The 24,812-nt window shown below is 66.5% G+C and carries 28 protein-coding genes; 13 read left to right on the top strand and 15 right to left on the bottom strand.

Going from position 1 to position 24,812, the window contains the following annotated elements:
* Positions 1–150 precede the first annotated feature (150 nt).
* Positions 151–1,329, bottom strand: coding sequence for an acetyl-CoA C-acetyltransferase (locus ABIC94_RS11530; RefSeq protein WP_354373147.1), 1,179 nt, complete (start codon positions 1,327–1,329; stop codon positions 151–153).
* A gap of 60 nt (positions 1,330–1,389) precedes the next feature.
* Positions 1,390–3,153, bottom strand: a complete 1,764-nt coding sequence (locus tag ABIC94_RS11525; protein ID WP_354373146.1) for a PHA/PHB synthase family protein — start codon at positions 3,151–3,153, stop codon at positions 1,390–1,392.
* 118 nt (positions 3,154–3,271) lie between these two features.
* On the opposite strand from ABIC94_RS11525, the gene ABIC94_RS11520 reads away from it, so the two are divergent.
* Complete coding sequence (locus ABIC94_RS11520; RefSeq protein WP_354373145.1) at positions 3,272–3,595, top strand: hypothetical protein; 324 nt, start codon at positions 3,272–3,274, stop codon at positions 3,593–3,595.
* On the opposite strand, the gene pgeF is transcribed toward ABIC94_RS11520, so the two are convergent.
* Positions 3,527–4,306 carry a peptidoglycan editing factor PgeF gene (gene pgeF, locus ABIC94_RS11515; RefSeq protein WP_354373144.1) on the bottom strand — a complete coding sequence of 260 codons (780 nt, stop codon included), beginning with the start codon at positions 4,304–4,306 and terminating at the stop codon, positions 3,527–3,529. The two genes, ABIC94_RS11520 and pgeF, sit on opposite strands and share 69 nt — an antisense overlap.
* Positions 4,307–4,320: 14 nt before the next feature.
* Positions 4,321–4,959: a maleylacetoacetate isomerase gene (gene maiA, locus ABIC94_RS11510; protein WP_354373156.1), complete on the bottom strand. Its 639-nt coding sequence runs from the start codon at positions 4,957–4,959 to the stop codon at positions 4,321–4,323.
* An 89-nt stretch (positions 4,960–5,048) separates the two neighbouring features.
* Here maiA and ABIC94_RS11505 point away from each other — a divergent pair, with 89 nt between their 5' ends.
* From ABIC94_RS11505 to ABIC94_RS11490, 4 genes are all read left to right on the top strand, one after another.
* Positions 5,049–5,750 (top strand): fumarylacetoacetate hydrolase family protein, encoded by a 702-nt coding sequence (locus ABIC94_RS11505; protein ID WP_354373143.1) that lies wholly within the window; start codon positions 5,049–5,051, stop codon positions 5,748–5,750.
* 19 nt (positions 5,751–5,769) lie between these two features.
* A complete protein-coding gene (locus ABIC94_RS11500) occupies positions 5,770–6,321 on the top strand; it encodes an NUDIX hydrolase (protein ID WP_354373142.1) in 552 nt (183 codons plus the stop codon).
* Between the two features lie 5 nt (positions 6,322–6,326).
* Positions 6,327–6,839 carry a CreA family protein gene (locus ABIC94_RS11495; RefSeq protein WP_354373141.1) on the top strand — a complete coding sequence of 171 codons (513 nt, stop codon included), beginning with the start codon at positions 6,327–6,329 and terminating at the stop codon, positions 6,837–6,839.
* A 128-nt stretch (positions 6,840–6,967) separates the two neighbouring features.
* Positions 6,968–7,474, top strand: coding sequence for a murein hydrolase activator EnvC family protein (locus tag ABIC94_RS11490; RefSeq protein WP_436317988.1), 507 nt, complete (start codon positions 6,968–6,970; stop codon positions 7,472–7,474).
* 27 nt (positions 7,475–7,501) lie between these two features.
* Here ABIC94_RS11490 and ABIC94_RS11485 read toward each other — a convergent pair whose 3' ends face one another.
* The 5 genes from ABIC94_RS11485 to ABIC94_RS11465 all read right to left on the bottom strand — a co-directional run bounded on the left by ABIC94_RS11485 (position 7,502) and on the right by ABIC94_RS11465 (position 12,572).
* On the bottom strand, positions 7,502–9,157 hold the full coding sequence (locus ABIC94_RS11485) for a phospholipase D family protein (RefSeq protein ID WP_354373140.1): 1,656 nt from the start codon (positions 9,155–9,157) through the stop codon (positions 7,502–7,504).
* Positions 9,158–9,312: 155 nt separating this feature from the next.
* Positions 9,313–9,903 (bottom strand): hemerythrin domain-containing protein, encoded by a 591-nt coding sequence (locus tag ABIC94_RS11480; protein ID WP_354373139.1) that lies wholly within the window; start codon positions 9,901–9,903, stop codon positions 9,313–9,315.
* Between the two features lie 96 nt (positions 9,904–9,999).
* Positions 10,000–10,497, bottom strand: coding sequence for a hemerythrin domain-containing protein (locus tag ABIC94_RS11475; RefSeq protein ID WP_354373138.1), 498 nt, complete (start codon positions 10,495–10,497; stop codon positions 10,000–10,002).
* 175 nt (positions 10,498–10,672) lie between these two features.
* Positions 10,673–11,452: an alpha/beta hydrolase family protein gene (locus ABIC94_RS11470; protein ID WP_354373137.1), complete on the bottom strand. Its 780-nt coding sequence runs from the start codon at positions 11,450–11,452 to the stop codon at positions 10,673–10,675.
* Complete coding sequence (locus ABIC94_RS11465; RefSeq protein ID WP_354373136.1) at positions 11,433–12,572, bottom strand: DUF3182 family protein; 1,140 nt, start codon at positions 12,570–12,572, stop codon at positions 11,433–11,435. The genes ABIC94_RS11470 and ABIC94_RS11465 overlap by 20 nt, the downstream gene beginning before the upstream one ends.
* A 327-nt stretch (positions 12,573–12,899) precedes the next feature.
* Between ABIC94_RS11465 and ABIC94_RS11460 the strand changes: the two genes are divergently transcribed.
* Positions 12,900–13,496, top strand: coding sequence for an isochorismatase family cysteine hydrolase (locus ABIC94_RS11460; protein ID WP_354373135.1), 597 nt, complete (start codon positions 12,900–12,902; stop codon positions 13,494–13,496).
* A 27-nt stretch (positions 13,497–13,523) separates the two neighbouring features.
* On the opposite strand, the gene ABIC94_RS11455 is transcribed toward ABIC94_RS11460, so the two are convergent.
* Together ABIC94_RS11455 and ABIC94_RS11450 are read right to left on the bottom strand one after the other, a co-directional pair.
* A complete protein-coding gene (locus tag ABIC94_RS11455; RefSeq protein ID WP_354373134.1) occupies positions 13,524–13,997 on the bottom strand; it encodes a CBS domain-containing protein in 474 nt (157 codons plus the stop codon).
* Positions 13,998–14,016: 19 nt separating this feature from the next.
* Positions 14,017–14,331 (bottom strand): plasmid stabilization protein, encoded by a 315-nt coding sequence (locus ABIC94_RS11450; protein ID WP_354373133.1) that lies wholly within the window; start codon positions 14,329–14,331, stop codon positions 14,017–14,019.
* A gap of 272 nt (positions 14,332–14,603) precedes the next feature.
* Between ABIC94_RS11450 and ABIC94_RS11445 the strand changes: the two genes are divergently transcribed.
* Positions 14,604–15,083, top strand: coding sequence for a DUF421 domain-containing protein (locus ABIC94_RS11445; RefSeq protein ID WP_354373132.1), 480 nt, complete (start codon positions 14,604–14,606; stop codon positions 15,081–15,083).
* A 50-nt stretch (positions 15,084–15,133) separates the two neighbouring features.
* Positions 15,134–16,915: a thiamine pyrophosphate-requiring protein gene (locus tag ABIC94_RS11440; protein ID WP_354373131.1), complete on the top strand. Its 1,782-nt coding sequence runs from the start codon at positions 15,134–15,136 to the stop codon at positions 16,913–16,915.
* Positions 16,916–16,990: 75 nt separating this feature from the next.
* Here the strand turns inward: ABIC94_RS11440 and ABIC94_RS11435 are convergent, their stop codons facing one another.
* Positions 16,991–17,422: a hypothetical protein gene (locus tag ABIC94_RS11435; protein WP_354373130.1), complete on the bottom strand. Its 432-nt coding sequence runs from the start codon at positions 17,420–17,422 to the stop codon at positions 16,991–16,993.
* Positions 17,423–17,691: 269 nt separating this feature from the next.
* Here ABIC94_RS11435 and ABIC94_RS11430 point away from each other — a divergent pair, with 269 nt between their 5' ends.
* Both ABIC94_RS11430 and ABIC94_RS11425 read left to right on the top strand, forming a co-directional pair.
* Positions 17,692–18,123, top strand: a complete 432-nt coding sequence (locus ABIC94_RS11430; protein WP_354373129.1) for a hypothetical protein — start codon at positions 17,692–17,694, stop codon at positions 18,121–18,123.
* Positions 18,124–18,189: 66 nt separating this feature from the next.
* Positions 18,190–18,444 carry a hypothetical protein gene (locus ABIC94_RS11425; protein WP_354373128.1) on the top strand — a complete coding sequence of 85 codons (255 nt, stop codon included), beginning with the start codon at positions 18,190–18,192 and terminating at the stop codon, positions 18,442–18,444.
* A 40-nt stretch (positions 18,445–18,484) separates the two neighbouring features.
* On the opposite strand, the gene ABIC94_RS11420 is transcribed toward ABIC94_RS11425, so the two are convergent.
* The gene (locus ABIC94_RS11420; protein ID WP_436317987.1) at positions 18,485–19,372 is read right to left on the bottom strand and encodes a c-type cytochrome; all 888 of its coding nucleotides are present in this window, start codon (positions 19,370–19,372) and stop codon (positions 18,485–18,487) included.
* Between the two features lie 78 nt (positions 19,373–19,450).
* Here ABIC94_RS11420 and ABIC94_RS11415 point away from each other — a divergent pair, with 78 nt between their 5' ends.
* From ABIC94_RS11415 to ABIC94_RS11405, 3 genes are read left to right on the top strand one after another with little or no spacing between them, the layout of a single operon-like run.
* Entirely contained in the window at positions 19,451–19,858 is a 408-nt protein-coding gene (locus ABIC94_RS11415; protein WP_354373126.1) for a c-type cytochrome, read from the top strand.
* Positions 19,855–20,802 carry a cytochrome c oxidase subunit II gene (locus ABIC94_RS11410; RefSeq protein ID WP_354373125.1) on the top strand — a complete coding sequence of 316 codons (948 nt, stop codon included), beginning with the start codon at positions 19,855–19,857 and terminating at the stop codon, positions 20,800–20,802. Before ABIC94_RS11415 ends, ABIC94_RS11410 begins: the two co-directional genes overlap by 4 nt.
* Positions 20,799–23,327: a cbb3-type cytochrome c oxidase subunit I gene (locus ABIC94_RS11405; protein ID WP_354373124.1), complete on the top strand. Its 2,529-nt coding sequence runs from the start codon at positions 20,799–20,801 to the stop codon at positions 23,325–23,327. Before ABIC94_RS11410 ends, ABIC94_RS11405 begins: the two co-directional genes overlap by 4 nt.
* A gap of 48 nt (positions 23,328–23,375) precedes the next feature.
* On the opposite strand, the gene ABIC94_RS11400 is transcribed toward ABIC94_RS11405, so the two are convergent.
* Both ABIC94_RS11400 and ABIC94_RS11395 read right to left on the bottom strand, forming a co-directional pair.
* Positions 23,376–23,909 (bottom strand): DUF2938 domain-containing protein, encoded by a 534-nt coding sequence (locus tag ABIC94_RS11400; protein WP_354373123.1) that lies wholly within the window; start codon positions 23,907–23,909, stop codon positions 23,376–23,378.
* The gene (locus ABIC94_RS11395; RefSeq protein ID WP_354373122.1) at positions 23,902–24,786 is read right to left on the bottom strand and encodes a class I SAM-dependent methyltransferase; all 885 of its coding nucleotides are present in this window, start codon (positions 24,784–24,786) and stop codon (positions 23,902–23,904) included. Before ABIC94_RS11395 ends, ABIC94_RS11400 begins: the two co-directional genes overlap by 8 nt.
* Between the last annotated feature and the right edge of the window lie 26 nt (positions 24,787–24,812).

The following is a 24,812-nucleotide window of genomic DNA, read 5'->3' as shown; positions in this document are numbered from 1 at the left end:
GCCTTGCGCAGCGAAATAAAGGAGGAGGCCGCAGGCCGGGGGACATTCGCGGAGCAAGGTACCCCGTCGGCGGGTGCGCCGCCCTGAACGAACAGGAGGCAGCGCACAAAACCGGGAGCGCTACTCGACCGAGGCGCCCCCAAGGAAAAGTCAGCGCTCGATTGTCAGCGCCACACCCATGCCACCGCCAATGCACAGCGACGCAATGCCCTTCTTCGCGTTCTGTCGCTGCATTTCATGCAGCAGCGTCACGAGGATGCGGCAACCCGACGCGCCGATGGGGTGGCCGATGGCAATGGCGCCGCCGTTCACGTTCACCTTGTTCACGTCCCAGCCCATCTCCTTGTTCACCGCGCAAGCTTGTGCGGCGAAAGCTTCGTTGATCTCGAGCAGGTCCAGGTCGGCGGCCTTCCAGCCGGCGCGCTGCAGCGCCTTGGTCGACGCGGGCACCGGGCCCATGCCCATGAAGGCCGGATCGAGGCCGGCGGTGGCGTAGCTCGCAATGCGCCCGAGCGGCTTCAGGCCCAGGGCGGCGGCCTTCTTGGCCGTCATCACCATCACGGCGGCGGCGCCGTCGTTCAAGCCCGAGGCATTGCCCGCGGTCACGCCGCCGGCCTTGTCGAAGGCGGGGCGCAGGCCGGCCAGGCCCTCGGCGCTGGTCTTGCGGTTGATGAACTCGTCCTTGTCGAAAACGATCGGGTCGCCCTTCTTCTGGGCAATGCTCACCGGCACGATCTCGTCCTTGAACTTGCCGGCATCTTGCGCGGCCGCGGCCTTGGTCTGGCTGCCGAGCGCGAGTTCGTCCTGCGCCGCGCGGTCGATGCCGAACTTCTTGGCCACATTTTCGGCCGTGATGCCCATGTGGTACTGGTTGTAGACGTCCCACAGGCCGTCGACGATCATGGTGTCGACCAGCTTCCAGTCACCCATGCGCTGGCCGTTGCGTGAATTGGGCAGCACGTGCGGCGCAGCGCTCATGTTCTCCTGCCCGCCGGCAATCACGATTTCGCTGTCGCCCGTGGCCACGGACTGCGCCGCCAGCATGACGGCCTTCAGGCCCGAGCCGCACACGGCGTTGATCGTGAGCGCCGGGGTTTCCTTGGCGCCGCCGCTCTTGAGCCATGCCTGGCGCGCGGGGTTCTGCCCGGCACCGGCGGCCAGCACCTGGCCCATGATGGCTTCGCCGACCTGGTCGGCCGTGAGATTGGCGCGCGCAATCACTTCCTTGATCACTAGGGCGCCCAGCTCGGTGGCTGCAATGCCGGCGAGCGAGCCGCCGAATTTGCCGACCGCCGTGCGTGCAGCCGAAACGATGACGATGTCTTCCATGAGGTTCTCCGTTGAAGTGATTTGAAGGGGTGCGTGGATGTGTGCGGCAGGTGGCTGGTATCAGGCCCTGGCCTTGACGTAGCGTCCGGGCGCCGGCTCGATGGCCTTGTAGGCCTTGCCGTTGCCGTAGGTCTTGGGCGCGGGAATCTGCTTGCCCGCGTGGCCCTTGAGCCATTGTGCCCAGTCGGTCCACCAGCTGCCGGGATGCTCGGTCGCGCCGGCCAGCCATTCGGCCTGCGTCTTCGGAAACTTGCTGTCCTCGCGGATCCAGTGGCTGCGCTTTTTCTTGGCGGGCGGGTTGATCACGCCGGCAATGTGGCCCGAGGCGCCCATGACGAAGCGCTTCTTGCCCGGCAGCAGCTGCGTGGAGGCATAGGCGCCGCCAATCGGCACGATGTGGTCTTCGCGCGAGCCGTAGATGTAGGCCGGGATGTCGATCTTGCCGAGGTCGATTTTCTCGCCGCACACGGTGAGCGCATTCGGCTTTGCCAGCTTGTTCTCATGGTACGTGTTGCGCAGGTACCAGGTATAGAACGGGCCCGGCAGGTTGGTGGCGTCGCTGTTCCAGTACAGCAGGTCGAACGGCGGCGGGGTTTCGCCCTTCAGGTAGTTGCCGACCACGTAGTTCCACACAAGATCGTTCGGGCGCAGGAAGCTGAAGGTCGAGGCCAGGTCCATGCCGGGCAGCAGGCCGCCCTTGCCCAGCTGCATTTCGCGGTACGCCACCATCGGCTCGTCCACGAAGATGTCGAGGATGCCGGTGTCGCTGAAGTCGAGAAAAGTGGTGAGCAGCGTGACCGACGCCGCCGGCTTTTCGCCGCGCGCCGCGAGCACGGCCAGCGCGGTGCTGAGGATGGTGCCGCCCACGCAGAAGCCGAGCGCATTGATCTGCCCGGACTTGTTGGTGGACTCGCTGATTTCCTGCACCGTGTGAATCGCCTTGATCGCGGCGTTCTCGATGTAGTCGTCCCAGGTGGCGTGGGCCAATGATTCGTCGGGGTTGCGCCAGCTCACCACGAACACGCGGTGGCCCTGCTCGTTGGCATAGCGGATCAGCGAGTTTTCGGGTTGCAGGTCGAGAATGTAGAACTTGTTGATGCAGGGCGGCACCAGCAGGAAAGGCCGCTCGTACACCTTGGCCGTGAGCGGCTTGTATTCGAGCAGCTGGAACAGCTCGTTCTCGAACACCACGGCGCCCTCGGTGGTGGCCACGTTGCGCCCCACTTCGAAGGCGCTTTCGTCGGTCATGCTGAGGTGGCCCTGCTTGACGTCGTGCAGCAGGTTCTGAATACCCCGGGCAATGCTCTCGCCCTGCGTTTCGATGGCCTTTTTCTGCGCCTCGGCGTTCAACGCCAGCGAGTTGCTCGGCGACGAGGCCGCCATCCATTGCTCGACCGCGAAGCGCAGGCGCGCCTTGGTTTTTTCGTCGGCATCGACCGCCTCGGCCATGCTCAGCAGGGTGCGGCCGTTGAGCAGGTACACGGCCGCCGAAAAGGCCGCGAGCGGGTTGCTGCCCCAGGCATCCGAGGCGAAGCGCTTGTCGCCCTCCGGCTTGGCGGCGAAGCCCTGGCGCCAGAGTTCGGCGGCCTCCGCAACATACTGCTGCTGGATGGATTGCAGCTTTTCAGGATCAATGGCGATCTTGGGCAGCTCGGGCATCTTCGCCGCCTGCGGCATCTGCCACAGCGGAGTACCGCCGACGTTGAAGGCCGAAGCCCCCTGCGCGGCGGATTGCTGGAATGATTCCAGCGCCTTGGTCCATCCCTCTGAAAGAGCCTGCTGAAAAGGCGCGAACGCATCGGCCCCCGTGGCTTGTTGCTTCATCATGTCTCCTGGTCCTCGCCTGACTGAGTCGATACGGATGGCTGCTCGTGTTTTGAGTATGCTGCATTTCACGAGGCGCTCACAACGCCGCCCACCTACTTACCGACTGAAACTTCTTGTGTTCATCCACCTGATCGTGATCGGCTGGCTCTACGTTGCCGTGATGATGGCCGTGGCCGAAGCCACCAGCACCACAGGCACCGTGCTGGGCGCCATCTTCACATTTCTTTTGTACGGATTGGCGCCCGTGGCGTTGGTGGTTTACCTGATGGGAACGCCGGGCCGGCGCCGCGCCATCAGGCAGCGCGAGGCCGAGGCGCAGGAGGCGGCACGCCGCGCCGCCCCCACCGGCGAGGCGGAAGCAAAGAAAGATTCAGACCTTCCAGACCAGGGCGGCGAAGCGCCCGCTGACGCCGTCCCGCCGGTGCGAAAAGAACCTTGACGGGTTGCCGACGGTGCACCAGCCGTCGCTGCCGTCGTTGCCATACACCGCTTCCACACCGGCCTCGCGCAAGCGCTGGCGCGCGAGTTCCGGCAGGTCGGCCAGCCATTTGCCGGCAGCCGGCGCGGGTTTGAAGCAGCGCGCGGCCTCGGGCGCATGCGCCTCGAATGCGGCCTTGACCTCGGCCCCGACCTCGAAGGCCTTGGGGCCGATGCAGGGACCGAGCCACGCAATGACTTTGCTCGCGCCGTGCGCGGGCCCGGCCATGGGCTCGGCCGCGAAGCACCGGGCCGCCGCTTCGAGCACCCCGCCGGCAAGGCCGCGCCAGCCGGCGTGTGCAGCCGCCACCCGCTGGCCCGATTCGTCGGTGAAAAGCACGGGCAGGCAGTCGGCGACCATGATCGTGCAGGCCATCCCGATGGCCGCGGCGGTGCAGGCATCGGCCGCCGAGCCGTCGCTCACGCTGCCCGGCTCGGCATCGAGCGCCACGATGCCGGTGCCGTGCACCTGCCGCAGGAAGACCGGGCGCGTGCCGATGGCTTGCGCAAGGCGATGGCGGTTCTCGGCCACATGGGCGGCCAGGTCGCCCACGTGATCGCCAAGATTGAGGCTTTCGTAGCGGCCCTGCGAAACGCCGCCCTCCCGCGTGGTGCACACGGCCCGCACGTTCGGCGGCGCCGGCCAGTCCGGCGCGAGCCATTTCGCATCCATGTGGCAGGACCCGGTCAGGCTTCCGCGTCGGGCGCCTGCGCAGGCTGGGCGCGCTGGAATGCGTCGAGCTCCATGCAGGCCTCGAAGGCCGCCATGGTGCGCGGCAGGCCGCTGAAGTCGCAGTCGAAGCGCCTGCCGTTGAAAATCTGCGGCACCAGGCAACAGTCGGCCAGCGTGGGTGTGTTGCCGTAGCAGAAGATGCCGCCCGGGTGCTGCGCGAGCTGGCGTTCGAAGGCCAGCATGCCGTCGCGCACCCAGTGGCGGTACCAGGTGTTCTTGGCTTCGTCGTCGAGCTTGAGCTCCTTCACCAGGTACTTGAGCACGCGCAGGTTGTTCAGCGGATGGATCTCGCAGGCAATCGACTGGGCCAGCGCGCGCACATGCGCCCGGCCTACGGGGTCGTGCGGCAACAGCGGCGGCTCGGGGTGGGTTTCGTCGAGGTATTCGATGATGGCCATCGACTGCGAGAAGCGCTCGCCCTCGTCTTCGAGCAGCGGCACCAGCATGTCGGCCGAAATGGCCGAATAGGGACCGCTGCGATGGTCGCCTCGGGCAATATGCACCGGCACGTAATCGAACTCCAGGCCCTTCAAGTTGAGCGCGATGCGCACGCGAAAGGACGAAGAGGAGCGGAAGTAGTTATGCAGCTTCATCATTGCGCAAGCATAGCGCTCACGGGCAACCCTCGTCTGCCTCTGGCACACTGCCGTTTTTCTCCGTTCCGCTGAAAAGGACAGACGCAATGGCTTCCGAGTTTGTTTTCGCCCCACCCGCAACCGTTTCGGTTCCGGTGGTCGGGCAGCCCGCCCGTTTTCCGGTGCACCGCGTCTATTGCGTGGGCCGCAACTACGAAGATCACGCCAAGGAAATGGGCTTTACCGGCCGCGAGCCACCGTTCTTCTTCATGAAGCCGGCCGACGCGCTGGTGGTGGTCGATGCGGGCCAGACCGGCACCATGGCCTACCCCACGCTCACCAAGAACCTGCACCACGAGATCGAACTCGTGGTGGCCATCGGCACCGGCGGCAAGAACATCTTGGCGGCCGATGCACACAAGCACATCTATGGCTACGCCGTAGGCCTGGACATGACCCGCCGCGACCTGCAGGGCGAGATGAAGAAGCAGGGCCGCCCCTGGGACATCGGCAAGGGCTTCGAGCAGAGCGCGCCCATCGGCCCCATCGTGCCGGTGGCGCAGGCCGGCGATGCCGAGAACGCCGAAATCTCGCTGCAAGTGAACGGCACCGACCGCCAGCGCAGCACCGTGAGCAAGCTGATCTGGAACGTGGCCGAAACCATCGAGCACCTCTCGGCCGCCTGGGAGCTGCAACCCGGCGACCTGATCTACAGCGGCACGCCCGAAGGCGTGGCGGCGGTGGTGGCGGGCGACACGCTGGTCGGCGAAGTGGCCGGCCTGCCCAAGCTGACGGTCAAGATCGTCTGAAGCCCCGCGCTCACGCTCCATGATCCTGCGCGTACCCATCAAGCACTGCAAGAACTGCGGCACAGCGGTGGTCTACCGCATTCCCGACGACGGCGACACCAAGGAGCGCGCCGTCTGTCCGGCCTGCAGCACCATCCACTACGAGAACCCGCTGAACGTGGTGGGCACCATTCCCGTGCTTGGCGACAAGGTGCTGCTTTGCAAGCGCAACATCGAGCCGCGCTGGGGCAAGTGGACGCTGCCGGCGGGCTTCATGGAGCTTGGCGAAACCACGGCCCAGGGCGCTGCCCGCGAGACCGATGAAGAGGCCGGCGCCAACTACGAAATGCAGGGCCTGTTCGCGGTGATCAGCGTGGTGCGCGTGGGCCAGGTGCACCTGTTCTACCGCGCCCGCCTGCTCGACGACCGCTTCGACCCGGGCCACGAAACCATCGAGGCCCGGCTTTTCACCGAGGAAGAAATTCCTTGGGATGAAATCGCCTTTCGCACCGTGCGCGAGGCGCTGGAACATTTCTTCGAAGACAGGCGGCGCGGCAGCTTCGACCGCGTGCACGAACTCAGCATCGTTTGAAACACATGACCACCCAGGCACTCCGCGCCGCCGCCTTCGCATTCCGCACTTCCGTTCCAGCCCTTGCCCTCGGTCTGGGCCTTGCCCTGGCCTCGGCGGCACAGGCGGAAACGGTGGGCGACGTCGACACCGCGTTCAAGCTCATCGGCCCGGACCACAAGATCGTGGTCGAGGCCTATGACGACCCCAAGGTCAACGGCGTAACCTGTTACGTCTCGCGCGCCAAGACGGGCGGCCTGGCCGGCGCCTTCGGCGTGGCGGAAGACAAGTCCGAAGCTTCCATTGCCTGCCGCCAGGTCGGCCCGGTCAGCATCACGCAGCCCTTGCCCAAGCGCGAAGAGGTGTACACCGAACGGCTGTCGATTCTCTTCAAGCGCCTGCGCGTGGTGCGCATGGTCGACCCCAGGCGCAACACGCTGGTCTATCTCACCTACTCCGACCTGCTGATCGAAGGCTCGCCGAAGAACAGCGTCACGGCGGTGCCCATCGACCGCGGCACGCCCATTCCGCTGAAATAGACTGCCTCAACCTCCTTTACCCGTCCGCATGCGCCGGCTCCCGCGAGTTTGCTAGCATGCCGCGGGTGGCTCGCCCGGCGCGCCGACCGAAGGAACCCTCCGCAACGAATTCGTTCCAACAGAGAACCATGCAGCACCTTCACACTTTTGTTTTCCGTACCGGCGCCGCGCTTCTCGTGGCCGCCGGCCTTGCAGCCTGCACGACACCCGCTCCCCCGCCACGGGCCGGCGTGAACGTGCCGCCGCCCGTGCAGCAGCCGCAGGCCATGTTCATCCGGCCCGCCAGCGGCTCCACCGTTGCCCGCTTCGACGGCGTGCGCAACAAGGGCCTCGACATCGCCGGCAATCTGGGCGACCCCATCGTGGCCGCGGCCGATGGCCGCGTGGTGTACGTGGGCGGTGAGCTGCGAAGCTACGGCAACATGGTCATCATCAAGCACAACGAGACCTTCCTGACCGCGTATGCCCATGCGCAGACCATCCTCGTCAAGGAAAACGCCGTCGTCCGGCAAGGCCAGAAGATCGCGGAAATGGGCAAGAGCGACACCGACCGCGTGAAGGTGCATTTCGAAATCCGCAAGAACGGCACCGCCGTCGATCCCGAGCCCTACCTGAGCGGGCGCCTGCAGCACTAGGCACCCAAGGGCGGCGCAGGCGCGCCGCTAAAGCAGGCTCTCGGGCACCAGCGGCGCGAACAGCTCCAGTTTCCAGCGCGACCAGAAATCCGTTTCCGGCTCCACGTGCAGGATGGTGTCTGCACCGTCGCCCGAGGCCGGGCTCACCCATTCGATGCCGCCGCGCGGCCCCAGTTGCAGCTGATACGCACCGTCGAGCCGGATGAAGCCGATCAGGCTGGTGAGCTGCTGCGCGATCTGCGGGCTGAAGATGAAGATGCCGACCTCGGTGTTGTGCAGCATCGAACGCGGATCGAAGTTCATCGAACCGATGAAGACGATGTTGCGGTCGATCACTGCCGACTTTCCGTGCAGCCGTCCGCTCGCCGAACCGTAGATGCCGAAGCGCTTGGTTTCTTCCACGCGCTTGGGGCTCAGTTCGTACAGCGCCACGCCAAGCCGCAGCATCTCCGGCCGGTAGCGGCGGTAGCCGATGTGCACCAGCGATTCGTCGGTGGCCGCCAGCGAATTGGTCACGATCGTGTAGCTCACGCCCTTCTGCCGCACGATGCGCATCGACTCCATGCCGCCGCGGCCTGGAATCAGGTAAGGCGTGGTTTGCAGAACCTCGTGCTCCGCGTCCCGTATGTAGCGCCGCACGTTGTAGAGCACGCTGTCGGTCGACTCGTCGGCCGGCAGCCCGCGGGCCTCCTCCGTGGGCCCGAGCGCCTTGGCGGGGGCGTCGGCATAGGCCTCGGCGCGCGCCCAGACGAGCGAGAGCGCGCCTTCGTCGAGGTCCTTGGCCAGCGCGTTGTTGCCCAGCAGGTCGGTGGCAACGAGCGGCTCGGGATGCAGCGTGTCCGGCCCGCCGGTCAGTTGCTCGAAGCGGTCGCGCAACTGCTGCGGCGTGGCCCCGCCAGTTGAAACCAGCGACTCCACGGGATACACATACAGGCTGTTCCAGTACATGTCGAACAGCGACGAAAGCCGTGGCACCACGGTGCCTGCCACCAGCGTGTCGATGTCGATGAAGTTGGAGCCGCCGTCGCGCAGGAAGTATTCGTTGGCGATGTTGCGACCGCCCATCACCGCCATGGTGTTGTCCACCACGAAGAGCTTGTTGTGCATGCGGCGGTGCACACGGTCGAAGTCGAGCAGCGACGAGGCCCAGCGCGTGCCCAGGCGCTCGCGCCCGGCCGGAAACGGATTGAACATCCGCACCTCGGCGTTGGGATGCGCGGCCAGCCCGGCGAACAGCGGGTCGGCGCCCGCGGTGTAGAGGTCGTCCACCAAAAGGCGCACGCGAACGCCGCGCTCCGCCGCATCGCGCAATGTGCGCAGCAGATAGCGGCCGGTTTCGTCGTTCTGCACCAGGTAGTACTGAACGTCTATGGAGCGCTGCGCGCGCTTTGCCAGCTCGATGCGCGCATGCAGCGAAAACTGCGGCATGGGCAAAAGGCGAAAGCCGCTCAAGCCCTGCCCCGGCGGTGAGGCCGCCGTGACGAGGCGCCCTAGCATCGTGTCGGCGCCGTCCGCAATGGCCATCGACGGCTTGCGCTCCACGCCCGACGGCAGGCCGGCGCAGCCGCCCAGGAGCAGCAGGGCCATGCCAAGCAGCAGCCACAGCGGCCACCGGGAGTGGGGGCCAGCGCCGATGGCCGTGTCGGAAATTCCGGAAATTCTCGGGTTGGGGTCTTCTGCCATCGGATCGCTGCGATGCGCGACGCGCGCATAGTGGCCGGTTTCTACCACGAGCCCGAGAAAAAAACCCGTCTATGAAATCCTCCTACCCGTCCGCAAAGGTGTGCTGAAGCGCGCAAGCTCGCGATAGCCGGTCGACGCCGCGCGCGGCCAGCCGGTCAGGCGCGCGCATGCCAGCGCAAATGGCCGGAGCGCCGCGCCAGCAGAAGCCCCGCCGCGGCCAGGCCGACCATGGCAATGGCCGCGGTATTGCCCGAAGCGGCCCGCCCCATGTCGAGCGCGATCTCGCCCGTGCGCGGGCCCGCGAGTTGCAGCCGGCGCTTGGTCATTTGCGCGCCGAGGTCGCCCAGCTTGTCCGCCAGGTGCTTTTCGGCCGCGGGCAGCAAGATGGTTTCTTCATCGGCCACGTGATGCATCACGTCGCGCATCAGCGCCGACAGGGTCTCGTCGTAGTCGATGGCCTCGGGTTCCATGGCGCGGAGCAGCCCGATGAGACGGCGCATTTCGGAGTGCTCGTCGATGGCCTTCGTGATGCGTTCGTCGTCGATCGTGCGCATCTCGGGGTAGAAGATTTCTTCCTCGAGCTGCGCGTGAATTTCGAGCGCCGTGCAGATGGTGTTGACCAGCCCCTTTTTCACGCGGCTGGGCGCGCTCGCCTTGTACTGGTGAAAAGTGGAAAGCACGTGCGTGTGATCCAGGCGAATCATGTTGGTCGCCGTGGGAAATATCCGGGAGACGAAATTCTTCATGGTGACCTCCAGGGTCAGGGGAAAAAAGCGGGGCGCCGGCCGGCAGGCGGCCGGGGCGCCATGGGTAAAAAAAGGCGGGGAAGTACCCGGGCGGGCTCAGGCGGCCACGCCGGTGAGTTCTTCCATCAGCTCTTCCTTGCGCGCCGCGAGCTGCTCGCGCATGGCCACCAGGTCGAGCCCCTTGGCGGCGCGCGCCTTGACGAAGATCTCGTTGCGCTCTTCTTTCACATGGTGATCGATGTATTCGCCCAGCACGATGACCTTGGCGTCGAACTTGTCGTCCGCATCGGTGGCGGATTCGATCTGCGCAATCAGTTCCTTGGCGCTGGCGTGCTCGACCTCGGCTTCGTCCAGGAGATCGGTTTCACTGAGCGCTTCTCGCAAGGCGGGATAGAAGATTTCTTCCTCGATCTGCGCATGCACCGTGAGCTCGGTGCAGATCTGGTGTGCCAGTTCGCGCTTCTTTTGCTGCGCGCCGGCAGCTCGCGAATGGGTCAGTTCCTCGTACTCCTTGAACATCTTCTTGACGTTGCGGTGGTCCGTATCGAGAAGGCTGCATGCATCGGGGGCTGCGCGCTTGGTGGAGGTGGGCATCGTGGGCTCCGAACAGGGTGGTTGATGGAAGCTGAACGATGGAGGGACTCAAAACGCAGCGACGTAGGAAAGCTGCCTGTGTGTGCGTAGCAGCGCCCACTACTCGCGAAGGTTCCGGCAATCAGCCCGTTCGCGGCACCCGCGGAACTGGCTGGTCCGTTTTCATCCGAAGCACCTATGCAGGGCTTTCGGAAAGGGACCGCGTCATGGTGCCGGTCGCCCTGGCGCCCAGCGTCATTTCCGTCATCCAGGACACGAGGAGCTGCCCATAGGCCTGGCGGGACGACTGCTTCGACAAGGCGTGGTCGGCGCCGGAAATAACGCGGTAGGTCGCCGAGCGCACGCGCTTGAACGCGCCCAGGTAGTTCTCGATGACGGGGTGCGGCACGATCTGGTCGTGCTCCGATTCGACGATCAGCACGTCACCCTTGAACACTTCGCAGGCCGCAAGGGCGCGGTTGTCGCGCGGGCCGACCAGCGTGCGGCGGTAGGCCACCAGGTCGGACCTGCTCAGCTGCCCCTTGGGCGCGAGCCACTCGCGGTCGCGGTAGAGCGCCGGCGCACGCAGCGCGAGCCAGCGCACCGGCCGCATGGCGCTGACCAGCGCGGCCAGGTAGCCGCCGTAGCTGCTGCCCACAATGGCAACCGCATTCGGGTCGACCGTGGGGTGGCTCACGAGCGTGTCGTAGGCCGCGAGCACGTCGCGCAGGTTGTCCTCGCGGGTGACCTCCTTTCGCAGCGCGGCGTGGCGGGCATGCCCCCGGAGGTCGAAGGTCAGGCACACGCAGCCGAGCGCGGCGATTTCGTGCGCGCGCGCAATGTATTGCTCCTGGCTGCCATCCCAGCCGTGGACAAGCAGCACACCGGGCACCATCGTGGAGGCGGCGACCAGCGTTCCGGCAATGTGCTGGCCGTCTACGGGAATATCGATGACGTTATGTCGTGTCGCTGGCATACGGCTGGATCAATGCATATTTGGTCAGGGGGCCGATCTGATTGTCGATGCCGCGGTAGTGCACCGCCGCATCCGCCGGAATCGGCGCTGCCGCACCATAGGCCTCGAAGCAGGAGACGCGCAGGCGTTCGAGTGCCGGCTCGCGCCAGAAGCATTCGAGCGCCACCATCTCGGCGCCGGTTGCGCCGCCGACGCGCCACGACTGCTCGAGCACGCCCGAGCGCCACGCCCCCCCGGCACCAACGCCCTGCGCCACGTCGTAGTTCACGCGCGACGCAAGAAATCCGGGGAAGCAGTCGATCACCGCCTGGTGGTAGCGCCGCGCCTGTTCGATGGCCAGGCAGAGCGCCGGGTTCGGGCTGGTCTTGGCAAGCAGCGCATCGAAGTTGCCACGCACCAGCGTCAGGTCGGAGCCGCCGTACACGTTCTGGCCGGCGTTGTCGGGCGTCATGCGCTGGCGGCCGAAGTAGCTCACGATCATGTGGTCGACCATCACCTGGCCGACGCTGTAGGTTTCGGGGCGTTCGAGGTTCTCCTCGATCACCACGCCGTGCAGCGCGATTTCGCTCTCGTCCATGGCCGCGAGGGTGCGGTCCAGTGCGTCGGCGTCGGTCACCATGGTCTGGCCCCGCCCGCCGGTGGCGCACACCGGCTTCACGCGCACCGCACCGCTTTCCAGCAGGCGGCGCCCGGCCCACCGCGCGTCCTCGGCCGAGAACGCAGAAAACCCTTCGAGCGCCGCATGCGATATGTCGGGCGCGAAGGCAGGCGCCCATCCTTCGGGGCAGGCGGCGGCCCTGCCGACGAGCGGGTGCGTGATGGCCTTGGTGGCCACGAAGGGGTACGGAACCACGCCCCCGAAAAGGTCGTGCACCGTCGAGATGCCGAGCGAGCGCGCCACCTGCGTGCTGGGGATGGTGTCGCTCGGCACAAAGTACAGCGGCGTGTTCTCGTGCGCACGCGAAGCGTCGTACTCGCCGGCAAAGCGGAATTGCTTCAACGCCGCGAGCCGCTGCGCGAAATTGCTGCGCGTGGCGCGCTCGTGATCGCTGCTGTAGGCCTGCGCATCAGCGCTCCAGACCACGACGCTGCCACCAGTGCTCTTGAGGACCGTGTCCACGAGGGCAACTCCTGAGCTGAAAAATGTGTCCATGGCACGTGCTCCCGGCTTCAGCGGTGCTCCGCCGTTCCCGGCTCGGCCATCCGGGTGAAAGCGGAAGTCTCCATCGCGAAAGTGTTCATCGGAATAACTCCTTGCGAACGATTGGCGGGGCGCACGGCAGCGATCCGTGCATGTCGACGCGTCCGGCTCCTACAAGGCACCCTTGCGCGCGGGCCTAGTTTTGCATTTTTTTAGCAACCATCGTCGTCCCGCAGATAGTCGAACAGCTTCAGCCGCGACGGGGCGGGATAACGCGCGTCGTTGTGAAAGAGGCCTCCTACGTTCATGGCCCCCTCCCCGCCCCCTGCCATTGCCTCCGCACCTGCCGCCGGCCACACCGCCCTGCTGATCATCGACATGATCAGTTGCTGGGATTTTCCGGATGCGGACAAACTGTTGCCCGGCGCGCTTTCCGTCGCCGGGCCCATTGCAGCGCTGAAGGCACGATGCACCCGCGCCGGCGTGCCCACGATCTACGTCAACGACAACCGCGGGCGCTGGCGCTCCGACTTTCCCAGACTGGTGGCGCTGTCGCTCGCCGCGGGCGGCGCCGGCGCCGAAATCACTTCAGCGCTGCTGCCGGCCGAGACCGACTATTTCGTGCTCAAGCCCAAGCAGTCCGCGTTCTTCGCTACCCCGCTCGACCTGCTGCTTGCCTACCTGAAGGCGAAGCGGCTGATCGTGACGGGCGTGGCAAGCGACCAATGCATCTGGGCCACCGTGGCCGATGCGGGAATGCGCGACCTGGACGCCATTGCGCCGCGCGATTGCGTTGCTTCGCAAACGCCCGAGCGCAATGAACGCTTTTTGCGCCAGGCGGAAGAAGCGCTGCTGATCCACACCACGCCCGGGCCGCGCATCCGCCTGCCTGCGAAGCGCTGAGCCGGCCGGCCGCTCATGCGACCCGGCTTACGACGCGCCGCCGCCACTGGGCCCGCTGGCCGCGGACTGCCCGGAGCGGTCCGGCTCGGCCGGCTGGGAAATGATGTTGAGCGTGTCGCCCGCCTTGCCAATGTCGCCCTTGGCAGCCGTGTCGCCGAGCGACAGCATGCCGACCAGCCTGCGGTCGCGGTCCACCACCGGCATGCGGCGCACCTGGTAGCCTGCCATTTCGTCCATCACCGTTTCGACGTTGTCGCTCTCGGTGCACCACTTGATGTCCTTCGACATCACTTCGGACAGCGCGGTGTCCAGCGGACGTTTCTGCGCCACGACGCGCAGCACGATGTCGCGGTCGGTCACCATGCCCAGCAGGCGCGTGCCGTCGCACACCGGAATGGCGCCGATGTCCAGCTCGTCCATGGCCTGGGCGGCCAGCGCCACCGGGTCGGCGGGCGAGAGGGTTCGCACGCCGCGGGTCATCAGTTCTGAAACTCGAGTCATTGCGGATCTCCTTGGTGCGTCAGCCGCTGCGGTGCTCGGCATTGCGCTTGCGCGTGGCGGCCGCCTTCTTGGCGGATGCGGACCGTTCGGCGGCGGTGCGCGATGCAGCGGCGGCGCCGCCCTTGTGGCCGCCCTTGCGCGACGGCCCGTGGTTCTCGGCCTTGCCGCGGCCGCTGCCGCTCTTCTTGCCGCCCCCAGTCTCGGCGTTGACCGTGGCCCAGGCGCGCTTTTCGGCTTCAGCCTTGCCGACCCCTCGGTGCTCGTAGCCTTCCTCGATGTGCTCGGCCTTGCGTTTCTGCTTGTCCGTATAGGACGACTTGTCGCCTCTTGGCATTGCTTTCTCCTGAAGGGTGTCCTGAAGGGTGAAGAAGCTTTTCATCCTGCGCCCGCCTTCCGGACTGCGGGTCGGAGGACACAGGGCTTGCGCGTGGGAGCAGTCTGGCGGCGGCACGGCGCCGTGCAGGAGCACTTGCGCGAGGCTTCGGGATCGCGCCAGATTGTGGGATTGCGCCGACGGCTCCTGAGGCCGATTGCACGACACCCAAGTTGCGGCACATGCGGAACATGGCCCTGCAGGTGGCCACTCTCGCCGCCGAAGGGCAACCCATGAATCTGGCCGATCTGTTCTTCCCCGACCAGCCGCTGCTGGAGATGGTGATCCGCGGCAGCGCAATCTACTGGTTCCTTCTGATCGTGTTCCGTTTCGTGCTGCGGCGCGACATCGGCTCGATGAGCATGGCCGACCTGCTGTTCATCGTGCTTGTGGCCGACGCGTCCAGCAGTGCGATGCAGGGCGAATACAAGTCCATCACCAACGGCCTGGCTCTGCTCGGCACGCTGATCGGGTGGAACTACCTGCTCGATGCGCTCGCCTACCGCTACGAGCCGATCTCGAAACTGCTGGAGCCGCCGGCCGAGCCGCTGGTGCGTCACGGCAAGCTCGTGACGCGCACGCTCCGCAAGGAGCGCATCAGCGTCGATGAACTGATGGCCAAGCTGCGCGAGCACGGCATCGACGATCTCGGCCTGGTCCGGATCGCCCGGCTGGAGAGCGATGGAAAAGTCAGCGTCATCCGCAACCAGTAGCAACCACTAGCAACCAACAGCCGCGGCATGGCCCGGCACATGGAGACCCGATGAAGAAAACAGTCAGCGATTTCGTGGTGCAGCGCCTGTACGACTGGGGCGTGCGGCGCGTTTACGGCTATCCCGGCGACGGCATCAACGGCCTCATGGGCGCGCTCGACAGGGCGGACGGCGCCATCGAATTCATTCAAAGCCGGCATGAGGAGCTTTCTGCCTTCATGGCCTGCGCGCATGCCAAGTTCTCCGGTGAAGTGGGTGTCTGCCTGGCCACTTCGGGGCCGGGCGCGATTCACCTGCTGAATGGCCTCTACGACGCGAAGCTCGACCACCAGCCCGTGGTGGCCATCGTCGGCCAGCAGAAACGCAGCGCGCTCGGAGGCGACTACCAGCAAGAGGTCGATCTTGTCTCGCTGTTCAAGGACGTGGCACACGAGTTCGTGCAAATGGCCACCAGCGCGGAGCAGGCGCGCCACCTGATCGACCGCGCCATGCGCATCGCACGAGACCGCCGCGCCGTTACCTGCGTCATCTTCCCCAACGACGTGCAGGATCTGCCCGCGGTGCCGGTGCCGCCGCGCGAACACGGCACGGTGCACAGCGGCATCGGCACCACGGCCACCGCGGCGGTGCCGGACGCGCCGGCGCTCGAGCGCGCGGCGGAGATCCTCAACGCGGGCAACAAGGTCGCCATCCTCGCAGGCGCAGGCGCCTTGCACGCCACCGACGAGTTGATTCACGTGGCCGAGCGACTTGGGGCCGGCATTGCCAAGGCCCTGCTGGGCAAGGCGGCGGTGCCGGACGATCTTCCCTTTGTCACCGGCGCCATCGGCGTGCTGGGCACGCGGCCGAGCTCCCGCATGATGGAAGACTGCGACACCCTGCTGATGGTGGGCTCGTCGTTTCCGTATGCGGAATTCCTGCCGGCCGAGGGGCAGGCGCGCTGCATTCAAATCGACACCGACCCGCGCGCCATCGGCCTGCGCTACCCCGCGGAACTGGGCCTGGTAGGCGACAGCCGCGCCACCCTTTCCGCCCTGCTGCCGCTGCTGGAACACAAGGACCACGGCCCGTGGCGCCGCGGCATCGAAACCGAGGTGGCGAAGTGGTGGCGAGTGCTCGAGGCGCGCGCCTACGTGGAGGCCTCGCCGGTCAATCCGCAGCGCGTGTTCTGGGAGCTTTCCCCGCGGCTGCCGGAACAGGCGATCCTGACTTGCGACAGCGGCACCGCCGCCAACTGGTACGCCCGCGACGTCAAGCTGCGCCGCGGCATGAAGGCCAGCCTCTCCGGCGGCCTGGCCACCATGGGCCCTGCCGTTCCGTACGCCATTGCGGCCAAGCTGGTTCACCCCGACCGGCCGGTGGTCGCGATGCTGGGCGACGGCGCCATGCAGATGAACGGCCTGAACGCGCTCATCACGCTGGCGCGCATGTGGCGCGACTGGCCTGACCCGCGCCTGGTGGTGATGGTGCTCAACAACCGCGATCTCAACCTCGTGACCTGGGAGCAGCGCGTGCTCGGCGGCGATCCGAAATTCGAGGCCTCGCAGGTGCTGCCCGATTTTCCCTATGCGCGCTTCGCGCAGATGCTCGGTATTGCGGCGTTGCGTGTCGACACGCCCGACGCGATCGGCCCGGCATGGGATGCCGCCTTTGCGGCCGACCGCCCCATGCTGCTGGAGATGGTCACCGACGCCGCCGTGCCGCCGCTGCCGCCCGACGTTTCGCTGGCGGAGGCCAAGGCTTACCTCTCGGCCCTTTGGCATGGCGACCCCGAGGCGATGCGCACCGTCAAGGCTGCTGCACGGGAATACTGGGCCAGCGCAACGGCGTGACCTGCACGACCGGACCTTGGCACGGCCTTTGGTCTTCGCGCAAAGCGGGCCTCGGCGGTTTCAGCTGCAGCTACTTCACGGGCCGGTCCTGATGCCTGCCCGGGCCTTCGATTCTTCGGCGCCGGCGCGCGAAAGGCACTCGGCCTTGTCATCGCCCTGCCGGTCGTTGCACTTCTCCCTGGCGATTTCGTAGTTCACGGCCACCCGCGTCTCCGCGAGCCTGCGGGCATTCGCGTCGCTGGGGCGGCGTTGCTGATCGAGTTCGGCCAGCGCGATTTTTTCGCGCCCTTGGGCTTCCTTGATGCAGACCGGCTTGGCGGCCGCGGCCAGCGTCTCGCACTGGCCCAATGCCGCCTTGGCGTTGGCGCCGATCCGTTCCCGCGCGGCGCCATATTCGACGAGGGCCGGATCGATCTCGGCCGGCGCCGACGGTAGGGTCTGGGCTCCTGCGGGAATCACGGCCGCCCACAGCGCCACGGTGGCGAACAGCGTTTGAAGCTTTTGCATGGCGATCTCCTGTACGTCCGCGTTCAGGGCGTTGGGGCAGTGTGCGCGCCGCATGTGCCGTGCCGGTAGGACGTGCGCCCAAGCCGGCCGGAGGCACCGCCGACGCATCGTTCCCCCACGGGAAGGCCGCGCAGAAGCGTCAGCATGTGCTTACGACCGCTTCGCGATGCGTCCTACCGATGCGGTACCGCCGACTTCTATATTGATTTCAGACGCCGGCCCCTCCCTCTCCCGTGCAAGAAAAACCACCGGCGTCAAGGAGTTCAACCATGAAGAAACTGCTATTGATGTGTACCGCAGCCACCTGCCTTGCAATGGTCCAGGTGCACGCGCAAACGAACCCGCCCCCTTCGGCGGCGGCCGATCCGGCCATAGCCGAATTCAAGGCCGCTCGCGACAAGATCTCGGCCGACTACAAGGCCGACAAGGCGGCCTGCGATGCCATGAAGGACAACGCCAAGGACGTCTGCATGGAAGAAGCCAAGGGCAAGGAAAAAATCGCCAAGGCCGAACTCGACCAGAAGCAGAAGCCCAGCGATGGCAATGCCCGCAAGGTAGCCGAAGCCAAGGTGGAAGTTGCCTACAGCGTTGCCAAGGAAAAGTGCGACGACCAGAAGGGCGAAGCCAAGGACGCTTGCGTGAAGCAGGCCAAGGCGGAAGAGTCCAAGGGCAAGGCCGACATCAAGGCCATGAAGAAGTGACCGGGAAGTGACGACGCCCCTAGTCATTCACGAAACCGGCGCCGGGATCAGGGCGTGGTGAAGCCCGTGCAAACGCTCGCCATTTCCGAGGCCCTGCGTACCCAGCTGTCCGCAGAAAATCTCCTGGCCATCAATTCGCATGGCCAGGAGATTCTTCATGGCCTGGACTTCGATGAGTCGCAGCTTCTCGTGGACTGCAAGGAGCAAACGCCCGCCGATGCCTCCATGCAGGAACGATGCGCCGAGCTCGTCCTGAAGCACGAGCGAGCCCGGCTGCGAATCGCCACGGTCGACGACGAACGCGGCACGGCGAAATACTGATTCCTCATAGCGGCCGAGGTCCGCCGAACGAGCGCCCTCGTCAGCGCAGCGTTGCAAGGTACGCCGCGATGTCGCGCGCATCCTGCTCGGTGACTCCCAACTCGGGCATTGCCGTCAACGGATCGACCTCTTTGGTGTGCCGCAGCCAGCGCACCATGTTGTCGGGCGTGTTGGCGAGCTTTCCGGCAATCAGGGAGCGGCCCGCAATGCCCGCCAGCGGTGGGCCGACGTGGGGCGACGAACTCGTCACGCCCGGAATGGTGTGGCAGGCACTGCATGCGTACTGGGAAAGCGCCCGCTTGCCGCGGTCTGCATCGCCGCCCACGCGAACCGGGGCAGTACCCGCAGCGGTGCCCGGCGCGGCCCCGCATGCCGGACCTGTGAATGCGCCTTGTGCGCCACTCGCTTCCACGCGCGTTGCTTCGGCATACGCCTGCGGCGTCAGGTCGGGCAGCCGGGCAAGGAAAGCCACCACCGACCACAGCTCTTCCTCGGACAGCCTGTACTCCCAGGCCGGCATGCCGCTCATCTTGATGCCGTGCTTCGTCAGCCAGTACAGCTCGCGTGGCTTCCAGTGGTGCCGCGCATCCACCAGCGGTCCCGGCAGGGGCTGCATGCTCTTTCCGATGTCGCCCTGTGCAACGCCCGGCGCGCCGTGGCACTGCACGCATTTGTCGCGAAAGCATGCCGCACCGCGCATCACGAGCCGTTCATCGGCGAGCGGCGGTGGCTCGATGTTGCGGGCGCGCATCTTCACCGACTGGTGCATGGCGGTTTCAAGCAGCGAGTAGACCGGCTGCGTGTGCTGCACCGTGGCGGCGACGTTGTAGAAGCCGCCATACACCACCAGCGCGCCCGCCGCCACGCCTGCAAGGCCCAGCGCGGCAATGGTGAGAAGAACAGTCTTGGGTGCACCCATCGGCAACATTCAATTGGCGGCATTGTCCGACGCGCACCGGCGCCGCCGTGTCGGCGCAAGCCGCGTTCCTGTCCGCAGAATTGCGGCATGGTGGCCGCCCTTCCGTACCGCGCCGTTTGCGCCGTGAGCCCGTTCGCCCTGCTGGTGCTGGCGTTGCTCTCGGTCGGGTGCGCACCGCAAGAGAGCGGGCCGGCGGCATCCGGTCATGCGTCGCCCGCCCAACTCGAGAGAGGAAGGTTGCTGCTGGCCCAGTACCAGTGCGGAAGCTGCCACACCATCCCCGATGTGCAGGCGGCGCGTGGCCGCATGGGGCCCACGCTTGCTGCGTTCGGCCGCCGCAGCTATATCGCCGGGCATGTGCCGAACGGGCCCGACCACCTCGTCCGCTGGATCGTGGCGCCCGCCGCGCTGGTGCCCGGCACGCTCATGCCCGCGATGGGCGTTTCACCGGACGATGCGCGCGACATGGCGGCCTACCTGCTCGCACTCGAATGAGCGAAGCTCCATCGCAATCCGCCCTTCGGGCCGCCGGCCCCGTCGCCGAGACGCTGCTCGAGGTGAGCGGTGTGCTGGTGGTGGGCGGCACGCTGATCTTCGCCGGGGTGATGCTGCTGCTCGTGCTTGCCGTCCGCCGCCGGAACGGCACCGTGAACACGCGCTGGTGGCTCATCGGCGGCGGCGTCGTGTTTCCAGCATTGGTGCTCGCGGCGCTCTTCGTTTACAGCGAATGGCACCGGCCGCCATGGCGGCCCATTCCGCCGCCGAACGCGCTGATCGTCGGCGTCACGGGCCACATGTGGTGGTGGGAGGTGCGCTACCGCGACCCCACCACCGGGGCCGAGGTGGTCACCGCGAACGAAATCCGCATTCCGGTCGGGCGGCCCGTCTACTTCGGGCTCGGCAGCGCCGATGTGATCCACAGCTTCTGGGTGCCGTCGCTCGGCGGCAAGATGGACATGCTACCCGGCCGCGTGCAGCACCTGCAGCTGCAGGCGGACCGGCCCGGCACCTGGCGCGGGCAGTGCGCGGAGTACTGCGGCGAGCAGCATGCGCGCATGGCGCTGCACGTGGTGGCGCAAGAGCCCGCGGCCTTCGACGCCTGGCTTGCGGCGCAGGCCAGGCCCGCAGCCACGCCGCCCACGGTATCGGCAACGCGCGAAGTCGAACGCGGCCGCGACGCATTCCTTGCGAACCGCTGCAACGCTTGCCACACGGTGCGCGGCGTGAGCGAAGAAAGCCGCCTCGGCCCCGACCTGACCCACGTGGGCAGCCGGCTGCACCTGGGTGCCGGCACCGTCCCCAACGAGCCGGCCCAGCTGGCCGCATGGGTTGCGCATACGCAGCAACTGAAGCCGGGGGCGCGCATGCCATCGTCCGGCGAGCGCATCGGCGAAACCGATCTGCAACTGATCGCGGCCTGGCTCGCGCAACTGAAATGACCCAAGCTGCCGACGACGTTTCAACCCTGCCGCCGCGCCCCGAAGGAGAGCGCGAGGCGCTCGAACGGGCCTGGCGGCCGCCTACCGGCTGGCGCCAGTTCTCGGCGGTGAACAACACGCGCATCGGCGTGTTCTACATCGCGACGGCGATGCTCTTCTTCGTGCTGGCCGGCATCCTGGCGCTGCTGATGCGCACGCAGCTGGCCGTGCCCGACAACGGCCTGATCGACGCCCGGACCTACAACCAGCTCTTCACGATGCACGGCACCGTGATGATGTTTCTGTTCGCGGTTCCCATCGTCGAGGCCGTGGCCATCTATTTGCTGCCGGGCATGCTCGGCGCGCGCGACCTGCCGTTTCCGCTGCTCTCGGCCTATGCGTTCTGGGCCTATGCCATTGGCGGCCTTGCCTTCTTCTGCACCATTTTCTTCGGCGAATCGCCGGACGGCGGCTGGTTCATGTACCCACCGTTCACCGGCAAGGAATTTTCACCCGGGCGCGGCGCCGACTGGTGGCTGCTGGGCATCGGGTTCATCGAGATCTCCGCCATTGCGGGCGCCATCGAGCTGATCGTCGGCATTCTCTTTACGCGCGCGCCCGGCATGAGGCTGATGCGCATGCCCATCTTCGCGTGGGCCATGCTGGTGAGCGCGTTGATGATCGTCATCGCGTTTCCAGCCGTGATTGCCGCCACCATGCTGCTGGAGCTGGAGCGCGCGTTCGACTGGCCCTTTTTCATTCCCGCGCGCGGCGGCGATCCGCTGCTGTGGCAGCACCTGTTCTGGTTCTTCGGCCACCCGGAGGTCTACATCATCTTCTTGCCGGCTGCGGGCATGGTGTCAATGATGGTCGCCACACTTGCGGGCACCCCGCTGGTGGGGCACCGCGCGGTGGTGCTGGCGCTTGTCGGCGTGGGCGTGGTGAGCTTCGCGCTCTGGGCGCACCACATGTTCACCGCCGGCCTGGGCAATCTCTCACTGCTGATTGTGTCCGCCGCGAGCTTCATCGTCGCCATACCGAGCGGCGTGCAGGTGTTCGCGTGGATTGCCACCTTCTGGCGCGGCCACGTTTCGCTCAATGCGCCGACACTGTTCCTGCTCGGCTTTCATTTCATCTTCATTCTGGGCGGCCTCACCGGCGTGATGGTGGCGGTGCTGCCCTTCGACTGGCAGGCGCACGACAGCTACTTCATCGTGGCGCACCTGCACTACGTGCTCATCGGCGGCATGGTGTTTCCGGTGTTCGCGGGCTTCTACTACTGGGCGCCGCTCTTCAACGGCCATCGCCTTTCGGAGCGCTGGGGCCGCTGGGTCTTCGGGCTCATGTTCGGCGGCTTCAACCTTGCGTTCTTTCCGATGCACATTGCGGGCATGCTCGGCATGCCGCGGCGCGTGTACACCTATGCCGGCGACCTGGGCTGGAATGCACTCAACATGCTGTCGACCATCGGCGCCTACACGCTGGCGGTGGGCGTGCTGCTGTTCATCGTCGATGCGTTCCGTACGCTGCGGCGGCCCTCCAAAGACCACGGCGACCCCTGGCGCGCAGGCACGCTCGAATGGCTGCCGTCGCGCGAATACGGCGCGCGCAGCATTCCGCAGGTGGATTCGTTCTATCCGCTGTGGAAACACCCCACGCTGCCGCAAGAGGTCGAGGCCGGCCATCACTGGCTGCCGGGCACGGTGTTCGGCGGCCGTGAAACGCTGATAACCAGCCTGCGCGACGCCCGGCCGATGCATCTGCTGCGCCTGCCGACCGACAGCTGGTGGCCGCTGGGAGCGGCCGCAGGCACGGCGGGCTTCTTTCTGCTTCTCACGGTTTCGCAGACCCTGCCGGCTTTTGCGTGCGGCGTGCTCGCGGTGGCGTTCATCCTGCGCTGGCTTTGGGATTCCGACCGCCCGCCTCCGGTTGCAACGGCTGACGTGGGCCGGGGCGTTCGCCTGCCGGTCGGCGCGCATGGCCGGGCATCGCACTCCTGGTGGGCCATGATCGTGCTGATTGCGGTGGACATGACGATCTTCGTGTCGCTGCTCTACACCCACGTGCACCTGTCGATGGCCAGCGACGTGTGTCCGCCGCCCGGCGCCGCGCTGCCGGCCATGCGCTGGCCGCTGGCCGCGGCGCTGTTGCTCGCCGCCGGCTCGGTCGCCATGCTTGCTGCCACGCGCATGCTGCGCACGACGCATCCGCGCGGCCAGCGCTTGCTGCGCGTTCTCATGGCGCTGGCCATGGTTTGCGCAATCGCCGCGGCCGCATTCGACATCGGCGGCCATCGGCTGGCGGAGCTCGATCCGCGCGCGCAGGGCTGGAGCGCATCGGTCGGCATGCTGCTGGGCTACCAGGCCTTTCACGTTGCCGTGCTGATGCTGATGGGCGGCTACGTGCTGGTGCGTTCGTGGACGGGGCGGCTGCAGCCCGCGGCCCGCGCGACGATCGACAACACCGGGCTGATGTGGCACTGCGTGACCGTACAGGGAATCGTCGGCGCACTCACGGTGCAGCTGGTGCCCAAGCTGCTGGGCTGAGAAGCGCCATGTGGCCGATGTAGCCGGTATGGCCGATGCACCTTCCAGCTAGCAAAAGCTTCGCCACTGCAACGCGATCAACAACCACTTCGCAACCCAGCCGGCAACATAAAGGCCGAGGCCAAAAACCCCGTGCGTCACCAGGCTGTGAAAGCGCGCAACGCCCGGACGCGGCGTGCGGCTGGCCACAATGCCGGCACCCATGCCCGGCTGTATCAGAAAGAAAGGGGCCACCACGCTGCCAACGCCGACGATCAACGCAGGGCCGAGCGCCGGACGGCAGACCCAGCCAAGGCCCCAGAACGCGAGCAGCACGGCCGCGAACAAGATTCCGGTCAGGTAGTGGACAACCCAACCGATCAGCCGCTCGCCCTTTACCGGCGGCGAAGCGGCAATCGGATGGTGGCGAAAGCGCCCTCGCGTCAGGTAGACGAACCAGCGGCCCACCAGGGCGTAGTCCAGCGAGGTCATGCCGAGCAGCCGCTTTCGCACGACCGCCCAGATGTCCATTACCGCGGTTGCGCCAGTGCCGATCAGAACAGCGCACACCAGATAGCTCGTATAGCTCGCCGCTTCAAACACGGGCAGCCTCCTTCAGCGCGGGTGACGCGAAAGACGCCCGGGCACCGATCATCCAGCAGGCAGCGGTGAAGCGAACTTCGGTGCCGTGCACATACGGATCGAAGGCGGTGCGCACGGCTTCGATGACTTGAGTGCGCATGCGCTCGTCCGCCTCGTTTTGAAGAATCAGGCCGACCGGCCCGAGCCGGGTGAGATAGCCGGCCAGCTCCCTCTCAGGCAAGGTGCACTCGACATCGATCGGCCGGATGTCGATGCCGGCCCAGCCGCTCTCTTCCAGAATGGAAGACACCCGATGCCGGTCCGCGAAAGCGAACTGCCCCGGCGCACCCGGCTTGCGGGCCGGCAGGTTCGGCAGCAGCGGTGCCGCGGCGCGCTCGGCCGTCGTCATGAACGGATTTTCCGCGGCGCTGCGCCACGCGATGGCCCGAAGCGCGCCACCGTCCGCCACGGCATGTCGCAGGTTCGCAAAGGCCTGCACCGGGCTGTCGAAGAACATCACGCCGAAGCGCGAAACAATCAGGTCGAAACTCACCGGTTCGAAGGCGTGGCTCTGCACGTCGGCGCAAACGAAGCGTGCCGGCGAGCCTTCGCGTTGGGCGCGCGCCCGCGCGGCGGCAATCATCGGCTCCGAGATGTCGGCGCCGACGCATCGCCCTTCCGCGCCGAGCGCCCGTGCAATGGCCAGCGTGGTGGCACCCGTGCCGCAGCCGACGTCGAGCACCCGGCGCGCAGACGCGGTGCGCGCCTCGTTTACGAGCAGGTTTTCGAACAATGCGAACAACCGGTCGAGCGACTCCTGCGCATCGACCCAGGCACGCCCGGCGGGCCCGTTCCAGAGTGCGGCTTGCTCGCTGCCTATCTGCTGATTGACGTTCATGATCGTTTTCCTTGCGTGCCTGAAGA

It is taken from the genome of Variovorax paradoxus (assembly GCF_040544635.1).
GTDB lineage: Bacteria > Pseudomonadota > Gammaproteobacteria > Burkholderiales > Burkholderiaceae_C > Variovorax > Variovorax paradoxus_R.
The sequence above is the reverse complement of the archived record's forward strand: the minus strand, read 5'-3'. Positions and strand labels throughout refer to the sequence as shown.

Excerpts from the sequence above, each read along its gene's own strand:
- ABIC94_RS11530 (WP_354373147.1), bottom strand. The coding sequence starts at position 1,329 with ATGGAAGACATCGTCATCGTTTCGGCTGCACGCACGGCGGTCGGCAAA.
- ABIC94_RS11525 (WP_354373146.1), bottom strand. The coding sequence starts at position 3,153 with ATGAAGCAACAAGCCACGGGGGCCGATGCGTTCGCGCCTTTTCAGCAG.
- pgeF (WP_354373144.1), bottom strand. The coding sequence starts at position 4,306 with ATGGATGCGAAATGGCTCGCGCCGGACTGGCCGGCGCCGCCGAACGTG.
- maiA (WP_354373156.1), bottom strand. The coding sequence starts at position 4,959 with ATGAAGCTGCATAACTACTTCCGCTCCTCTTCGTCCTTTCGCGTGCGC.
- ABIC94_RS11505 (WP_354373143.1), top strand. The coding sequence starts at position 5,049 with ATGGCTTCCGAGTTTGTTTTCGCCCCACCCGCAACCGTTTCGGTTCCG.
- ABIC94_RS11500 (WP_354373142.1), top strand. The coding sequence starts at position 5,770 with ATGATCCTGCGCGTACCCATCAAGCACTGCAAGAACTGCGGCACAGCG.
- ABIC94_RS11495 (WP_354373141.1), top strand. The coding sequence starts at position 6,327 with ATGACCACCCAGGCACTCCGCGCCGCCGCCTTCGCATTCCGCACTTCC.
- ABIC94_RS11490 (WP_436317988.1), top strand. The coding sequence starts at position 6,968 with ATGCAGCACCTTCACACTTTTGTTTTCCGTACCGGCGCCGCGCTTCTC.
- ABIC94_RS11485 (WP_354373140.1), bottom strand. The coding sequence starts at position 9,157 with ATGGCAGAAGACCCCAACCCGAGAATTTCCGGAATTTCCGACACGGCC.
- ABIC94_RS11480 (WP_354373139.1), bottom strand. The coding sequence starts at position 9,903 with ATGAAGAATTTCGTCTCCCGGATATTTCCCACGGCGACCAACATGATT.
- ABIC94_RS11475 (WP_354373138.1), bottom strand. The coding sequence starts at position 10,497 with ATGCCCACCTCCACCAAGCGCGCAGCCCCCGATGCATGCAGCCTTCTC.
- ABIC94_RS11470 (WP_354373137.1), bottom strand. The coding sequence starts at position 11,452 with ATGCCAGCGACACGACATAACGTCATCGATATTCCCGTAGACGGCCAG.
- ABIC94_RS11460 (WP_354373135.1), top strand. The coding sequence starts at position 12,900 with ATGGCCCCCTCCCCGCCCCCTGCCATTGCCTCCGCACCTGCCGCCGGC.
- ABIC94_RS11455 (WP_354373134.1), bottom strand. The coding sequence starts at position 13,997 with ATGACTCGAGTTTCAGAACTGATGACCCGCGGCGTGCGAACCCTCTCG.
- ABIC94_RS11450 (WP_354373133.1), bottom strand. The coding sequence starts at position 14,331 with ATGCCAAGAGGCGACAAGTCGTCCTATACGGACAAGCAGAAACGCAAG.
- ABIC94_RS11445 (WP_354373132.1), top strand. The coding sequence starts at position 14,604 with ATGAATCTGGCCGATCTGTTCTTCCCCGACCAGCCGCTGCTGGAGATG.
- ABIC94_RS11440 (WP_354373131.1), top strand. The coding sequence starts at position 15,134 with ATGAAGAAAACAGTCAGCGATTTCGTGGTGCAGCGCCTGTACGACTGG.
- ABIC94_RS11435 (WP_354373130.1), bottom strand. The coding sequence starts at position 17,422 with ATGCAAAAGCTTCAAACGCTGTTCGCCACCGTGGCGCTGTGGGCGGCC.
- ABIC94_RS11430 (WP_354373129.1), top strand. The coding sequence starts at position 17,692 with ATGAAGAAACTGCTATTGATGTGTACCGCAGCCACCTGCCTTGCAATG.
- ABIC94_RS11420 (WP_436317987.1), bottom strand. The coding sequence starts at position 19,372 with ATGTTGCCGATGGGTGCACCCAAGACTGTTCTTCTCACCATTGCCGCG.
- ABIC94_RS11415 (WP_354373126.1), top strand. The coding sequence starts at position 19,451 with ATGGTGGCCGCCCTTCCGTACCGCGCCGTTTGCGCCGTGAGCCCGTTC.
- ABIC94_RS11410 (WP_354373125.1), top strand. The coding sequence starts at position 19,855 with ATGAGCGAAGCTCCATCGCAATCCGCCCTTCGGGCCGCCGGCCCCGTC.
- ABIC94_RS11405 (WP_354373124.1), top strand. The coding sequence starts at position 20,799 with ATGACCCAAGCTGCCGACGACGTTTCAACCCTGCCGCCGCGCCCCGAA.
- ABIC94_RS11395 (WP_354373122.1), bottom strand. The coding sequence starts at position 24,786 with ATGAACGTCAATCAGCAGATAGGCAGCGAGCAAGCCGCACTCTGGAAC.